At 67.6% G+C, this 15370-nt stretch carries 7 protein-coding genes and 2 pseudogenes; 5 read left to right on the top strand and 4 right to left on the bottom strand.

All coding sequences use genetic code 11. The annotated features are described in order from the left end of the window. Positions 1 to 252: 252 nt before the first annotated feature. The gene (locus ACIBTS_RS24580) at positions 253 to 3231 is read right to left on the bottom strand and encodes an NACHT domain-containing protein (RefSeq protein WP_399322148.1); all 2979 of its coding nucleotides are present in this window, start codon (positions 3229 to 3231) and stop codon (positions 253 to 255) included. A 531-nt stretch (positions 3232 to 3762) separates the two neighbouring features. Here ACIBTS_RS24580 and ACIBTS_RS24575 point away from each other — a divergent pair. Beyond that, a pseudogene (locus ACIBTS_RS24575) lies at positions 3763 to 4017 on the top strand (cytochrome P450); the annotation flags it as partial. Between the two features lie 155 nt (positions 4018 to 4172). Here the strand turns inward: ACIBTS_RS24575 and ACIBTS_RS24570 are convergent. Beyond that, complete coding sequence (locus tag ACIBTS_RS24570) at positions 4173 to 5675, bottom strand: hypothetical protein (protein WP_399322146.1); 1503 nt, start codon at positions 5673 to 5675, stop codon at positions 4173 to 4175. A 339-nt stretch (positions 5676 to 6014) separates the two neighbouring features. Here ACIBTS_RS24570 and ACIBTS_RS24565 point away from each other — a divergent pair, with 339 nt between their 5' ends. Next, entirely contained in the window at positions 6015 to 6947 is a 933-nt protein-coding gene (locus tag ACIBTS_RS24565; RefSeq protein ID WP_399322144.1) for a recombinase family protein, read from the top strand. A gap of 110 nt (positions 6948 to 7057) precedes the next feature. On the opposite strand, the gene ACIBTS_RS24560 is transcribed toward ACIBTS_RS24565, so the two are convergent. Next, positions 7058 to 9298, bottom strand: coding sequence for a hypothetical protein (locus tag ACIBTS_RS24560; RefSeq protein ID WP_399322143.1), 2241 nt, complete (start codon positions 9296 to 9298; stop codon positions 7058 to 7060). A 368-nt stretch (positions 9299 to 9666) separates the two neighbouring features. Here ACIBTS_RS24560 and ACIBTS_RS24555 point away from each other — a divergent pair. The 3 genes and pseudogenes from ACIBTS_RS24555 to ACIBTS_RS24545 all read left to right on the top strand — a co-directional run. Further along, positions 9667 to 9952: pseudogene (locus tag ACIBTS_RS24555) on the top strand (RNA polymerase sigma factor); the annotation flags it as partial. A gap of 230 nt (positions 9953 to 10182) precedes the next feature. After that, on the top strand, positions 10183 to 10488 hold the full coding sequence (locus ACIBTS_RS24550) for a WhiB family transcriptional regulator (RefSeq protein ID WP_399322142.1): 306 nt from the start codon (positions 10183 to 10185) through the stop codon (positions 10486 to 10488). After that, positions 10454 to 11704, top strand: coding sequence for a hypothetical protein (locus tag ACIBTS_RS24545; RefSeq protein ID WP_399322141.1), 1251 nt, complete (start codon positions 10454 to 10456; stop codon positions 11702 to 11704). Before ACIBTS_RS24550 ends, ACIBTS_RS24545 begins: the two co-directional genes overlap by 35 nt. Positions 11705 to 11833: 129 nt before the next feature. Here ACIBTS_RS24545 and ACIBTS_RS24540 read toward each other — a convergent pair whose 3' ends face one another. Beyond that, a complete protein-coding gene (locus ACIBTS_RS24540) occupies positions 11834 to 14998 on the bottom strand; it encodes a DEAD/DEAH box helicase (RefSeq protein WP_399322140.1) in 3165 nt (1054 codons plus the stop codon). Positions 14999 to 15370 lie beyond the last annotated feature (372 nt).

Below are 15370 nucleotides of genomic sequence, written 5' to 3'. Positions count from 1 at the left end.
CGGCTGGCCCTCGTTGTTGCGGCCCCATTGCCGTTCCTCCATCAAGGTCCCGCAGCCGTGGGGGCAGGACGCAGATCCGCCCCCAGCGGCCGTGTGGCCGCGCAGACCTCAGTGAGTCAGGCCGCCCCGCCCTCCGTGACGGCCTGGTCGTAGCGGTCCTGGGACTGCTGGAGACGGGCGCACAGCTCAGCCCGAGCTCCGTCTCTGCCGCCGCCACTTGGCCCCGCACCGCCTCCATCACCAGCAGGCCGATCAGTCCGCGTAGTAGTTGTCTGCGGTGTGGTCTTCGGCGACGGCGAGCAGCAGTGCAGGTCCGACAGGTTGCCGGTTCTGGCTGGGTTTGAAGGTGGCACCGAGCATGGCTTCGATAGTCCACTTCGTGGATGGCAAGGCGCCAAGGGCAAGGTCGAGTGATGCTGCTACATCCTCGTTCTGAAGGGCCTGCACAAGAGGTTCCGCCGGTCCGCTGAGTAGGACGACAGGAATGGCAGTTCCGGGCGGAGGGCCGGAGAGACAGAAGCGGGAGGTCGACAGCGTCGCGAGGCCGCTTCGCAGGACTTCTAGATCCTCGCCACTGAGGCCGACAGGTTCCACGAGTTCCTCGAGATAGGCAGGCAACGAGACGGTCTTCGCGTCCGGATCGTAGAAGAGAACGACATCGCCCAACACACGGAAATGGAGCTCCGTACCATCGGTGCCCTCAAGGGGAATGATGCGTGTTGACATAGCCTGCCAGGCGCCAACTGCCTGCACCTCAGTCTCAGGCATCGCCAGCGCGCGGTAGGCATTGAGCATGCTGGTGAGCCGTGCGTCGTGAGGGGGAACCTCCATGGCCATCTCTTCCAGCACAAGGGCGGAAGCGGCTCGGCGTGCGGCTCCGGCTGACGCAGCAGAGCTGATGCGCTCGTAGACGAGCCGACGGTAGGTACCTGTGCTTGCGATGCGCAGGAGTGTTGTGGCGAGGCGATGTAGGTCAACGACCGGTGGGCGGTCCAGGACGCTGAGCAGCCGTTCGATGAGACCTCGTTCGAAGCGGGGCCGTTTGGCGGCGAGGTTGTCGTCGAGGATATCCGCGGCGAGCGCTGGCGCGGCCGGGTAACGGGCATTCAGCCGGTGCGGATCGGAGTCCAGTTGTTTGAGTAGGTCGAGGATCCTCTTTTCGAAGCGTTCGGAACGCAGGAGGAGCTCGCCGGCGGCAAGCAGCCAAGTGTTGCGCCAGTGGGGGTGGTGGGCGATCAGCCGTAGCCGGGACATCACGACAGCGTCATCGCCTTCGGCTACGGCGCGCGCGGCCATCAGCTCTTGGAGGGTGCGGATGTCGAAGCCGACTCCGTTGTCCCGGGGACCAAGGAGGACGAGCCGGTGGGTGGCTGCTTCGACTAGGGCTCCGGCATGGGTTTCAGCATCGGCAGGTGTGAATCCACGGTCCAACAGGCGCTGCAGGGCAACGTCGTGGAGATCACGAGGGCTGATCGTTGCTTCGGCGCCGTCCGCGGTTTCGGAGGCGGCTTGGAGGATGAGCCCAACGCGCTCGTGGAGACGGTCGATTTGGGTGCGGTGCTGGGACAGGAACCGCGCGATGGGGATGTCTTTGGCGACTTCCCGATCGAACATCGTCCGGTAGTACATGTCGAACAGAGTGAACCGGTCAGGGGGCAGCGTGGGGAATTTCTCCACGATGAACGACATGATCGTCACCTGTAGCGGGGTCTCCATCAGGCGGATGGTCACCGGGTCGTGAGCAGCGTCTTGCATGCGTGCGGCCACCTTGAGCCGCATCTCGTCATCGTCGGTGAAGCGCTTGTTGGTGATCTGCTGAGCGAAGGCTGCCGCCTCACCCCCAGGGAGTCGCTGCAGCTGCAGGTGCTCGAAGCGGTCTGCGGGAAAGCGTTCGTCGTAGCCGGTGGGGCGGGTGGTGACCACGATGAGGAGATCGGCGTCGAGGTCCTCCGCGCTGGTGAGCAGGTCGTCAATCTTGTTGTAGACGAGACGGCGAGCGTCAACCGAGGGAACTTCATCAAGGCCATCGAGGATCAGAGCCCACGGCCATGCTCGGAGCCACCCACGGAGCACGCTGGGAGAGATATCCCGATCAGTACGTTCCGACAGCCGTGTAGAGATCCACCGCAGCAAGGAAACATCGGCGCCGCTGGCCAGCTCCTCGGCATACTTGGCGAGGTCGATACGTGTCGGCCAGCGACGGTTGCTGGGCACCGGCAGCCCGAGCCGGGCGAGAGCCGAGCGGGTGCCGTCGATCACTTCCCGGACTGAAGGCCCCGGACAGGCGCCCGTGAGTAGTGCCACCCGGTAGGCCTGCGCGATGAGTTGGCTGAGTGTGGACTTGCCCTGTCCCGGGCCGCCAACGAGCACAACGTTGGATCGCTTGACGCGGTCTGGCTGGCGCTGACGCAACACCATGTCCCCAAGCTCCAGCACATGCTGCACGGCTCGGACGGTCAGGTCACCCTCAGGACTTCCGAGAGTGGCGGGCAGGTCAATCGCGATGTCGTCGAGCCAGAGCTTCGCCTCACCCGGACCGCCTGACTGACTCAGCCGGATCCAGCGATCGTCCTTGATCGCATGAAGGAGCTGCTCGCGCAACGGGTCCTGTACATCGAAGCTCCCCAAGCTGACCCAGTCGGGGGCCAGTTTCGCCAGAACGTCACCGGCTGTCAGGAGAGCGGGAAAGGCGTAGCGAACTTCCTGATTGGCATCCAGCATCGAGCGGATCTGGTCCCCATGCCAGATCGCAAAGTCTTTGACCCGCAGACCACTACGGATGGTCTCCATCTCAGTCAGCCGTGTCCTCACGGCCCGGTTCACTTTGTCAATCCCGCCAACCTTGGCAACAGCAGACAGATCGACGTTGGTGACAAAGATCAAATACTCAGGAAGGCGAGTCCGGGTGCTCGCTTCCGCAGCCCTGATCCAACCGTCGATCTCGTTCTTGATCTGCCCCTGCAACCACAGAGCGTTGTCGTGTGGGGTGGGCCCGGGTTTCACATGGAACTTGGCCTGCAGGACGGTATATCCCGACCAGCAGTCCAAGCGGTCCGTGCCTCCGGCCGAGGTGCTGGACCAGTTGATCGTGCCTTCGAATGTGGCCTCACGGCCGCCGTCGCGTCCGTCGCCGAAAACCTGCACCCCCGGTCCGATGTCCCGACGAGCCAGAGCAACCACGAGCTGCTCAAAGGCGCGAGTTCCAAGGCGTGTCAGGTCATAGTCGGGCACGTGGCCCACTCTGCCAGAGTCGAGGACTGCTCGTGGGCTGAGGGAGGAGCCTCGGTCCCGACTGCGGAGACGCGGGGGGTGCTGCGCCACCGCAACGAGCCGACCGTGTGAGAGGTCGCCGACCAACTGGCCTTCGAGGTCGCCGACAGCCTGGACCGGATCATCCCGACCGACGCCCTCGGGCCGACCATCCGCCACGCTGTCCTGGAGGACTTCGCCACCTCGGTGCGCGTCAGGGAGCACCGGGGCGGCCAGCTCAAGGCCCTGGACCTCATCCTGTCGGTGCCCCTGGCGAAGATGCTTAGCTGGTTCATCCAGTGCTTCCCGACCTCGGCCCAGTGGTACATAGGCGAGATCATGGGCGAGGAGCCGACACCCGCAAGCCGCCGCGCGGCTACGCGCGGAGGTGGACGAGGTGCTGGGCGGCCGGCCGTGTGGGAGGACGTGACCCGGCTGCCGGAGGCCAAGAGGGTACGGACGGAATCGCTGCGGCTGTACCCGCCGGGTGGATCTTCACCCGGGTAACCACTCGTGAGGCGGACCTCGGCCCGTAGCGGCTCCCCGCGGGAACCGGCGTCGCCTACAGCCCGTACGTGCTGCACCGGCAGGACAGCATATTCGCGCGCGGACACCTTCGACCCGGACCGCTGGCTGCCGGAGCGGGCCGCCGAGCTGCCCGGCGGCGCGTACGTGCCGTTCGGCGGCGGCGTGCATATGTGCATCGGCGACACCTTCGGCATGACGGAGGTGACGCTGGCGCTTGCCACTATCGTCAGCCGCTGGACGTTCTCCCCCCCGTGGACTACCGGGTGGTGCTGCCAGCCGCACGCCGCGCCCCACTCACCCCCGGCCGCTGCCGATGCGGATCCGCCACCGCGCAGGCTGCTGACCCGCTTCCCGTCCCGCTCGGGGCGGCGGAGGGCCACGCGCCTCCCGCGGCCTCAGACCAGGTCGACGGAGGAAAGGCTGGGGCCGGCCAGCTGGAACCGGTCCGGTGCCCAGGCCGCGACGGGCGGCAGCGGCGCAGTGCCGCCGGCGGCATGGAATGCCTCGCGCGGGCCGACGATGTGCTCCTGGCGCAGGCCATGGGAGAGCAGAGCGTCGTCGAGGAGGTTGACCAGCCCGTCCCGACCGCCGTGACGCCCCAGCAGGCGACTGCAGTGCGCCGCCTGGGCGACCCACTGGACAAGCACCCGACACACCACAGCCCGCAAAGCCTGCAGATCCGACGCCTTGTCCTTGCCTCCATGCGCATAGGCCGAACGGGCCGCGTAGCCCACCCGCACCGTATCGCGGACCTGCAACCGGTCATCGTCGTCCGCCCCGACGAGCACCGCGGCACGCTGCTGCATCTTGCGGCTCAGGTCAGCGTGACCGCCGTCCCCGCCGCCCAGCAGGCTCTCCAGCGCCATGGTGAGCTTCAAGGCGCCTTCGCTCAGATGCAGGGGCGACGCCGCAGCGCCACCAAGGGAGTCGCCCAGGACGTGGCAGTTGACGAAAAGGAAGTGGTCGGCCGCTCGCGCGAGTTGATCCCGGCGCCGGGTGTCGAGCCCTGCCACGGCGGCCAGAAATGCGCGGCAGAACGCGGCGACGTCCGTTTCCTGCCGGCGGTCGATCAGATAGGAGGGCCACTGCCGCCGCGGGGCAAGGGTGTAGCCCCAGCGGGACACCTCTGATGGAAGAGGCCAGCCCAGATGCGGGTCAAGGACATGGCGACCTGGTTCCACTAGGTAGCGCGGACCGGCCACGACCGGCACCGCCAGAGCGAGGTTGAGCGCGAGCACAGGCCACACGAGCACCCGTGGGCGGTCGTCGTCCACCGGGACCGGGTCGTCGGTGAGCGGGCGGCGCAGCAGACCGAAGCCGTGCATCTCGTGCAGAGCACGCGGTGCCAGCAGATCACCCGCTACCCCGGGCGCCCCCGTCAGCGGCAGCAGCGGATCGCCGGCGTAGTCGAACGCGGCGAGCTGCCACCCACCGATGTCGACGCACGGAGCGCCCTCGAGGGTGACGTTGACACAGACGTACTCCCAGTCTGCAAGCTGCGGACCGCACATGTAGCCGACCGCCCGCTCCACAGCGTCGGGGATACTGAACTGCTCACTGCTCGCCAGGATTTTCAGGCAGGCGTGCGCGATCTGCAGGGCCAGATTTTTGTCGCCCGCCGCCGCATTCGACAGCCGCGACCTCCACGGGGTCCTGCCCTCGTAGCCGCCCGCCACGGCCGCTGATGCCGCAGCATCAGGCAACTCGGCTTCAACCAGGTGCTTCAGCACCCGACCACGCGCCAGCGAGTCGAGGAGAGGATTGGAACGCCGTGTTCGCGTGCCGCCCGCCAACTGCTGCGACAACACTCTGATCTCCTGCGCCGTCATGCTGCGGAACCGCCGCACCACCTGCTCCAGCGCATCCCGCAGTTCCCGCCGCGCAGTTGTCGTCGTCATGAGCAAACGCTAAGCACTCCACCCGTCCCTACGCCTGACATTTTCCTCACTGGCAGCCGCGAGGGCCGTCTGCGCCCCACGCACACCCACCTGGCGCCAGGCAACCGCCACCGCGGCCTCGCGCTCACCGTGAGCTGCCCCCCCACGTCCCGCCGCTCCCAGACGAAACAAGCACGGCAACCGGCCAATGCGGCCATTGGATTGGGAGTCCCGGCGCGGCACGGTGCCCGACTGGTGAAGGGGCAGCATCCGGCTTTTTCTCGCTGGCCCGTGCCGCCGGATCATCTCCCGCTAGAGTGCCCGCGGGGAGAAAATGGAACACAAGGGGGTGCTGTCGGCATGACAGCGACAGCCGACAGAAACATCAACAACAGCGTGTTCGTACGGGAGTTCTGCCGCGGCGCCCTGCCCGAGCTGCTGACCGGTGCAGGACTGAGTGACGGTGACGTCCACAGCGTCACCGTAGATGTGATCCGCCGCGCGCGGATGCTGAATGCACTGCCTGTCGACTACTTCGACGTAGTGGTGACACCGTTCATCGAAGAGGTCTCGCAGCATCGGCCGCTGTCGGCCCCTGCCTGGTTGTGGGCTGCCGTGGTCGTAGCAGTGCGCAACAGCCGCCTGGAGGAGTTCCACGCCCTGGGCGGACCACTGAGTGATCCCGACATCACAGCCATCACCCAGGCCGCCACCGGACCGCTCGCTCAACTGCTTGAAGAAACCGGCACGCCGGTCAGCAACAACACGCTGGGCGGAGTCGACGCGAAGTATCCCCGGGCCTGGGCATGCCTTACCGCCTTGTCCGACCTGATGGCATCCGACGACACCGAGCGCACCTACACCATGCCCCAGGCGCCTGTACCGAGCCTGCCGGGCAGCCACGAGAAGACCCATGCCGAACAGGCCACCCGTGTTAAAAATCTGCCCGCTGGGCAAAGCGTCATCGCCTCGGCCATCGACCCGCGCTTCGACCAGGCACTGCTGGCGATGATGCAGCAGGTCAAGGACGGCAACGTCACGGTGGTCCCGCTGTCAGCACTCAGCCGGTTGTCTCGCAACAGCGACAAGCAACTGCGCGTACTTGAATTCCTCCTGGCACACGGGGCAACCGTCCTGACCACCAACTACCTTCTCAACCCGCACCTGGTCGCCGTACGAACCCGGCCGCTGGTCAAACCCGACTCCTACAACCTGCGGCGCACCATGAAGCAACTGCGCGGCCTGGGCCCCACGCACACGAGCGTGATCAAGGCGCTGCGCAAACAGTGGTAGCGCCCCCAGGCCTCACCTTTGATGCCGGTGGCGGCCTGAGCACAGTCGCCGGGGAACCCCATAGCCGTTTCGACGGAGAGTCCCGGGCGGATGTGGCCCGAGACCTCGTCTCACGACGGCCGGGGACGGTTGACTGCCGCCTCCAGTTGCTGCAGCAGGCGGCGGATGAAGCGGTTCCACTGCCTCTCCTCGTCTTTTGCGTCGAACCAGGTGTCAGGCGAGGCGGCGGCGTCCCATTCCTTGAGTTCGGCCAGGAGCGAGGCGGTGTCCGTTTCCAGGTTGGGGTGGTCCAGGACCCACCGGACCTGTCGGGCGAGGTCGTGCACCTGGTGCGCGGCACGGTAGTAGGAGACCTGCGTTGTCGACAGGCGGCGGGTGGCGTAGCCGCCGCACTTGCTGCACGGGTCGAACCGCTCGGTGCCCAGCATCTGCTTGACGCTCACCAGGTCGTAGTACCGGCTGAGACCACGGTCGCGGCCCTGGTGCTGGCAGCCGGGGGAGTGGGCCCGGCCCTCGAACTGGCCTGCGGCATCCGTCGTGTACAGCTGCGCGGAGGCCAGCACGCCCAGCGGCAGACCTGACCCCCCGCGCCCTGCACCGTCCTCCCGGACGGGCGCAAAGGGCTGCAGATCCAGCTGTTCCATGGCCAGCAGGCCGTCCCACACAGGGAAGGGCACAAGATCACGGCGCTCGCCGCTCGCGTCATACCGCTCTGCGAGGTCGCGCAGATCCACCACTGCGCGGGCAAGGAGCAGACAGCGCAGTGCTGCATCGGGGTGCGAGCGCCCATGGGCCAGGCGCACCACCAGCCGTTCACCGTCGGCCGTGCCCAGGCGGCGGCCGAAGTCCGGGTGAGCGGGCTGGTGGATGCGGGGCATCCAGACCGGATCATCATCCGCCACAGTGGCGGCTGTGAGCTCCTCACGCCGGGCCGTCACCAGCTGGTCGGGCAGATCACCGGCAGCCGCCACGACGACGTACTGGCCTCCGTGAGCGACCCGCGCCTCCAGCACGGACAGCGGCAACACTTCAGGTCCGGCCTCGAAGGACAGCACCAGATACAGCTGGTCCACCTGCCGCGAGATGGTACGCAGGGCCCGCAGATCACCTGGGGTGACCGGACGCCGCTCGCTGACCGGCGTGTCGTCGAACACTCCGGGTCCCACCGTCTCGACGGGCTCCTCGGGTTCCGCGTCCTGCACGGCGTGGGTCTGCTCGGGCGTCAGGCACGACAGAGCCGAAGGCTGGGACAGCAGACGGGCCGCGACCGGCTCGGGTACCTGCAGGGTCACGGTCAGCCCTTCCCAGTCCGCTTCGGTGGCCCAGCAGGCGAGCACGCCCAGCTCCCACTCGCTCAGACGGCCAAGGAAAGCCTCCTCACGGCTGAGCGGATCATCCAGCCCCTGCTCCGGGAGTCGGACCAGCAGCATCCGCTCGTCCTGCTCACCTGCCGCACCCGCCTGCAGCGCCAGCGTCCAGGCCGTCACCAGCTCCTCGGCGCGCTCCAGCGCCGCATCCCACCCTTTGCGCCGGCCGCTGACCCTGCGGACGAGGCCGTAGGCGAGGTTGCCGTGTTCGCGAGGGTGCTCCCAGCTGTCGGCGGCCTGGCGGCTCCACCGCCGCCACAGCGAGGCCAACTCCTGCGCCACCGCCGTGGGCGTGCCCAGCAGGGCGAACGCCGGATCCTCGGCCGGCAGGTCCGGGGGGCCCATGGCCGCCACGCCGGCCGCCGCTGTGAGCGCTTCCCGGGAGAGCAGGTGCCCAGCCTGCTGCTGGAGCGCAGCGACATGATCGGCCTTGAGCCGCATACGGGCATCGGCCCAGGGCTTCAGCCAGGGAAACAGAGCAAGGAGGCGATGGGAGCGGTGCAGACTGGCCGCCGCGCTGCGCCACTGCTCCACGACCGAGTCGCGCAGCTGCTGAGCCTCCCGCCGCGCACGCCAGCCCTCCTCCTCTTCCTCGTCCGCGTCAGGGTCGGCCCCCTCATCCTGCGGGGCCTCAAGGAGCAGGAGGGCCGCCTGCTTCACCTCGTCGTCGGTGAAGGTGTCCTCGTCCGCCTCGCCGTAGCTGCCGAGTTCGTGCAGCAGCCCCAGACCGGTCAGCGCACCCAGGAACAGACCGACTCCGGTCCCCGGCCGCGCCCACGCCCCGTACCTGGCGCACTGCGGACACATCCGCTCGACCACCGCCCGCAGCGGCATCTCGCTCGACATGACGCGGCCGGTGCGTATGCGGGAACAGTCCTCCCGGGCGTGCAGCTTGGCGGCCTTGCCCGGCGCGGACCAGACCTTGATGGGAGATGCCTCGAAGGGGCCCAGCGGCACCTCCGGCGTCAGCGAACCGTACGTCAACACGACCTCCTCCGTGTAAGCCTTCGAGGTTAACCGCGGCCACTGACACGCCAGCCGGTGAACTCTCCGGCCCAGGCCTTCTGTTGCTGGGCACGGCCCCTCGCCAGCATGCCGCCCTGGCGCGCCTCGCCTTGTGTGCGTTGCAGAGGACGGGGAGATCTCGCTAGCCCGCAGGACGAGGAATCGCCCACGGATGGGCTGCGGGCCCTCGACCGGATTCCGCGATGCCGGTATCCGCTCCGCATGTCCGGTTCCCGCAGGCCAGAATCCTGCACAACGGGTGAGAGAGCTCCCGGAACAGGGCGTATGACAACAGGCCGGCAGGCGACAGATCCGGGTGGCACGACGTCAGCTTGATGACGCCCTGGTCGGGCCGTTTCCGCCTGGAGGTCACCACCGGCGAACTGCTTGAGGCCGGTGAGGCCGAGTCCTCCCCGAAGGACCGTGTCCTGGAGTTCTGGCCGAACGCGGATCTGCAATGCCGGGCGCCGGCTTGCCCCGCTGCAGACAGGAGTGTGTCACGCTCCGCTTCCTCCAGGGGCTCCAGCTTGCCGAGACCGCCCGCGTGACGGCAGAAGCGATGGCGCCATCACAACCCTCAAGCACCGCGCCGTACGCGCTCTCACCAGGCTGCCACCGGAGGAGGCCCGCTGATCGTCGCAGGGCATTCGGGCCCGGCCGCCGCAGAAGGCGCCCGATGCCGATGCCGGGTGTGCCAACTCCCTTACCGCCTTCGCGTACGGGAGGCAAGCATGGTCACCCCAAGGGGTGACGCCGCAGGGCGGATGCAGGATAGGGCCTGTCTCAACAGCGTAGTGTCATATGCCTGTTGCCCGGTACGTTGGGCAACTCACAGGTCAGGCCAGGGGAGAGGCGGCATCGGCATGGGGGAAACGGGCTGGAGTGCGCAAGGACTGTGCAGGACGGCTGAGCCCGATGCCCTGTTCGTCGAGGGCGCCGCGCAAAACCGCGCCAAAGCGCTGTGCGGGGGCTGCCGCGTGCGGACCGAGTGCCTCGCCTACGCCCTGGACCAGCGCATTGAATTCGGCGTGTGGGGAGGCATGACCGAGCGAGAGCGCCGGGCTCTGCTGCGGCGACGGCCCACGGTCACGTCCTGGCGGCGCCTGCTGGAAACAGCCCGCGTGGAGCATGATCGTGCCATCACGCCTGCCATCCCGCAGGCGAGTTGATGCCCCCGCATCTCAGGTTCAACAGGAGGCGCCGGCGAAAGGCTTCGTTCAGCCCGGCTGCATTTCCTGTCCGCACTGCACGCTCAACCGCCGGGGAGTGCTGGCTATGACCGAAGTGCCGTATGACACCGTCGGCGCCAGCACCGACCGGGAGGCTGTCGCCCATGAGCGAGCCGAGCTGCGGGAGTTCGTCACAGGGCTCAGCCCGGACGACATCAGGTCAGGCGACTGGTTCACCAAGCTCAGCGCCCACGCCCTCGCCTCCTACACAGACACCGTCAACTGGGAGTACTTCCAAAAGCGGTATGAGGGCCTGCCCGCGGACGCCATCGTCGACGAGCGGATCAAGATGGCGGCCCGGTATGCCGCACTCGAGGGCGGGTTCTCCGCCAGCGCCTACACGCTGACCATCGCCGCCACCATCGGCCCCCGCGGTGGTGCCTCGGCGCTGACCGTCCCCGCTGCCGGCGTCACGACGATGGTCGATCTCGCCTTCGTCACCCGGCTCCAGCTCCGCCTGGCCTACGACATTGCCGTCCTCTATCGAACCCCGCTCGACCTGTCCGACCCCGATGACATGTGGAAGCTCATCCGTGTGGCCTTCACGATCAAGAGCGGGGCAGTAGTGAGGGAAGGCGTGCTCAAGGTGGTCCCGGCCATGACGCGGCGGGTCATCAAGCGCTTCTACTCCAAAACGGTGCTCACCGCTGCGAAGGGCCTGCCCTTCGTCGGGAAGTCTCTTCTGCAGCGCAACGTCATCAAGATCGGTATCCCCGGGGTCGGCATTCCCCTTGCGGTGGCCGTGAACCGCTATACGACACTGATCGCGGGGCGCCACGCGCAAGCCGTCTTCCGCAACGAAGCGCGGATCATCGAACTCGCCGAGAACCTGAGCAGGCGCAGTCAGCACCCGCAGCTGATGCTGTGGGTCGCCTGGCTCGTCATCCGCGCCAACCCCAAGACCGCCGACGATGAGACGCTGCTGATGCGCCACCTGACGAGACTGGCCCGGGAGCAGCATCACGTCGTCGACGAACAGCTCGCCAGCCTCGTCGACTTCGACCCCGCCGAGGTGTGGCGGCGCATCGACGCCGAGCGAGGGGATCTGAGTGACCTCCTCGACGTAGCCGACCGGGTGGCCACGGTGGACGGCGCCATCAACGCGCGCGAAGAAGCCGTCCTATCCGAGCTTCGAGAGCGCTGCCGCCGCGCCTGACGCCGCCGTGCCCCTGGCAGGACCGGCCTGATCGTGCATGGTCCCTCAGCTGCAGCCAGGGGCGACGATCGCCTCAAGGAGCGTGTTCGCCCTGGCCAAGCCAGTGCTGCCGGCGCCCGCACAGACGCTCTAAGCGCTGCAGTAGACGACGAAGGCGCCCTTGGTCACCGCCTTGACCCAGGAGTGGGCTCCGGCCAGCAGGAGCTGCTGCTCGCTGCTGCATGCGGCCGCCGACAAGCCAGGCTGGGCGATGACGGTGTTGATGTGGGGGCGCAGCTGAGGCACCCGCTCCCGGATGCGGTAGAGCTCGTCGATGCTGCCGATCACGTACGGGCTTCGTCCCGGATTGCGGGCGGCCCACTTCACGGCGCGCTGGTACAGGGTCCGCAGCAATGCCTCGACGCCGTACTCCCGCCACTTCGCACCACGCACGGCCTGGCCGCACACCTCGTACAGGTCGGCGACGCGGCGGCCGGGTGTTGGCTCGTGGGAGTACTTGCAGTGCACGAGGGTGATGGTGATGTCCGTCTCGTCTGCGCAGATCCCGACGAGGTCGGCCACCTCATTGGCGCCGTCGTCGTCGAGCAGGACGTCGAAGTGCTGCTGCCCGCTCAGGTGGAGAGACATGTAGTGCTGCACAGAGTGCGCCAGCCGCTGCGGTCCCATCGACTCGACCTGGATGTCCACCCCGTTCCACTCCAGCGGGGTCAGCAGGGACAGGTCGAAGGGCGGCAGGTCGGTGCGCGGCGCGAGCAGACGGTCGTCGGGAGCCAGCACACGGTCGCCGGCGAAGAACAGATACGGCTTGTGCTTGTTGATCCACTCGGAGGCCGGGATGAGGGTGCGCTGGTAGCGCACGACGGCGTCCTCACCGAGAGGGGAGTAGGTGAGCCCCTGGTCGGTGAACTCGGCGCTGTAGGGGACCTCCCAGTCCGGGGAGAGGAGAGAGAACAGCAGCGGCCCCTCGGCGGCGAAGTCGTCCACGCGGAAGCCGACATCGGCAACAGGGTGGGACCGCTCGTTGTACGTGAAGGGCGGACCCTCCGAGAGACCGGCGCGCCACTGCCAGGGCCATTCCAGCCCGAGCAGAGGGTACGCAGGGCGTTCGGTCTGTTCGACGGGGATGATGAAGCCGGCCATCACATGCTCGAGGTCCACGCTCGAGTCGAGGATCTTGGCGCCCTGTTCGTCGCACCACATCATCCACGCCAGCAGGTTGGGGGCCGTGCGCGGAGACCAGAAGCGCCCCGACAGAGCCGCACAGATGGTGACCTTGGTGCCGTCGTCGAGGCCCGAGGCGACGATGTGGGTCTGACTGCGGTTCTTGCGGGCCGCCGCGTCGAGGGCCTCGTAGACATCGCTGCCCACCAGCAGCGAGAAGCGGTTGAAATGGTCATGGGAGTCCAGCAGACCGACGTTGGTGGCCACCACACGGTCCAGTCCGGCGAACACCCGGAACGTGTCGAGTCCCTTGACGGGCCGGCTGTCACCGCCCAGGACCGCCCTGGCCAGCTCCGTGTAGTCGCCCCGCTTGTGAGAGCCGTAGACGTACAGCAGCCTGCGCGCGTCGTCGAAGTACATGACGACCAGTTCGTAGAGGACCTGCTCCAGAAACTGCGGGGCACCCCAGTCCACCAGGGTGCGATGCTCCACGACGAACCAGGCGATGCGGCCGTCGGCGCCGGTGGCGACACTCTGCCCGAGCACCCGCTCCTCCCCGTAGCGGCCGATGGCGGCCTGCGGATCCCATTCGCCCGACGGAGCACGGTGCAGCACAGCACTCATCTTCGGTTCCAGGACACTGACCGCCATGCCATCCGGAACGTCCGAGAAGGAGGCGTCGAACTCGCTGAGCTCTTCGCCGCGGGCCGTGCTCTGCTCGGTGATGTCCTGCAGCACCAGATTCCAGTCCGCGTCCTCCTTCAGCAGGTCCCGCAGCGGAGACAACGCCGCCTCAGGATCACGGGCCACGAACACGGACGCGGTACCGATCCGGCCGGACACGGCCGACGCACCGCGGGTGAACCGCCCGATGAACTGGATCATCGGGCTGAGGCTCTTCTTGACGTCGTGCACGGCCGCGACCTTCAGCTCGGGCATGTCGAAACCCTCGCCGAGCATGTTCACGCACACCACGATGCGGCAGCTGCGATCCCGCATCCCCGCCAGCGCTTCGGTGCGCGCAGGCGACGCCAACCCGTCATACAGCGCCACCGGACCAAGATCGGGCGCCACCTCCTGATACAGCGCACAGACCTCCAGGGCCCGCCTGACCGTATTGACCCGCGCCATCAGCAGATGATCGAACCCGGCGGCCAGGTCGTCGCGCAGCCGCTGCACCGCCAGCTCAGCGACCTTGCGGTCGTTGCCCTCCAGGCTCAGTACCGTGCGGTAGTCGATGGGGGTGAAATACCCCTCCTCCTGGGCCTGGCGCAGCGGGTAGCGGAAGATCGTCCTCCCGGGAATCTTCCTGCCGTCCTCCCGGAACGGTGTCGCGGTGAACAGCAGCACCTTCCGGTTCTCGAACTGCCGGATCACACTCGACCAGGTCGAGGCCGGCGCATGGTGGGCCTCATCGACGATCAAGTGGCTGAACGCGGACAGCAGCGCCTCCCGCGCTTCCGGCGTGCAGTGGTGCAGCACGTGCGGCGTCGTCACCACGACATTGCAGGCCGCCGTGAACGCCTTCGCCTCGGCCGCGTCGGTGAACCGGCGGGTCACCCGGCCCACACACGGCCGCAGCGCACCGGGGGAAACCACGTCCTGCTGCAGGACGCCCAGCGACTCGAACTTCGCTGCGATCTGGTCCCGCAGCGCGATACTGGGCACGAGCACGAGCAGCCGCTCAGGCCGGCAGGCCACCAGCAGGGCCAGCATCGTCTCCGTCTTGCCCGTGCCGGTCGGCATGACCACCAGACCCGGCTCGGGAAGCGTCGAGTACCAGTACCCGATCACCGCATGCAGGGCCCCGCCCTGCGGCGGCCTCAAGCCGCCCTCCCGCACCGCATCGTGCAACTCGATCGCACCCGCGTACGACGCGAGCACCGTCTGCGGAGCCAGAAGATCCTGCGGCCCTCTCCAACTGACCGTTCCCCCACCGCCATCGGGGAGCTCAGCGCTCAACGTCGCCGCCCCCTCCCGGGCGATGTCCCAGCGGCCGAACGAGTTGTGCACGAAGGAGCCGTCGGGTCCATCGCTGACCTGCAGATCCCCTGCCGGCACGAGAAGCTGGCGGACCGTGTTACCCGCCCACTGCTGCGCAACCGCCCACAGCTGTTCCGTACGCAACCCCATCGTCAGCCCGCTTTTCTGTCCGCACCTCACTCCGGCACGCCACCCCGGCCGTCAGCGGGCCCGGGTGGCGAGGTGCCCCTGAGAGCTGCGGGGACTTGGAGGAAGACGCCGTACACCTGCGCAGGAACTCATTCATGGTCCGCATGCGACAGCAGTTACGCAACTAAACACCAAAAATGATCAAATTCATCCCAGGAAGTCGCTTGTTCCAGGCATAGTGGCCTCCGAGTCGGTCGCATGCGAACACCCATCGCCGAAGCCGGCTGCCGGCGCGGTCATCTGCGACCGGTCTCAATCGCCCCCGGGTAGGAGCGGCTCCCTCCAGGACTCCGGGCCCCGGTGACCGCACACAGGCTGTCGACGAGCAAGCCT

The sequence above is a fragment of the Streptomyces sp. NPDC050121 genome (assembly GCF_044460385.1).
Lineage (GTDB): Bacteria > Actinomycetota > Actinomycetes > Streptomycetales > Streptomycetaceae > Streptomyces > Streptomyces soliscabiei.
Note: the sequence above shows the minus strand (reverse complement) of the source record. Positions and strands in the feature narration are given on the sequence as shown.

Bases quoted from the DNA above. Each gene is read 5' to 3' on its own strand.
- ACIBTS_RS24550 (WP_399322142.1), top strand. From the start codon at position 10,183: ATGGGGGAAACGGGCTGGAGTGCGCAAGGACTGTGCAGGACGGCTGAG.
- ACIBTS_RS24540 (WP_399322140.1), bottom strand. From the start codon at position 14,998: ATGGGGTTGCGTACGGAACAGCTGTGGGCGGTTGCGCAGCAGTGGGCG.
- ACIBTS_RS24565 (WP_399322144.1), top strand. From the start codon at position 6,015: ATGACAGCGACAGCCGACAGAAACATCAACAACAGCGTGTTCGTACGG.
- ACIBTS_RS24570 (WP_399322146.1), bottom strand. From the start codon at position 5,675: ATGACGACGACAACTGCGCGGCGGGAACTGCGGGATGCGCTGGAGCAG.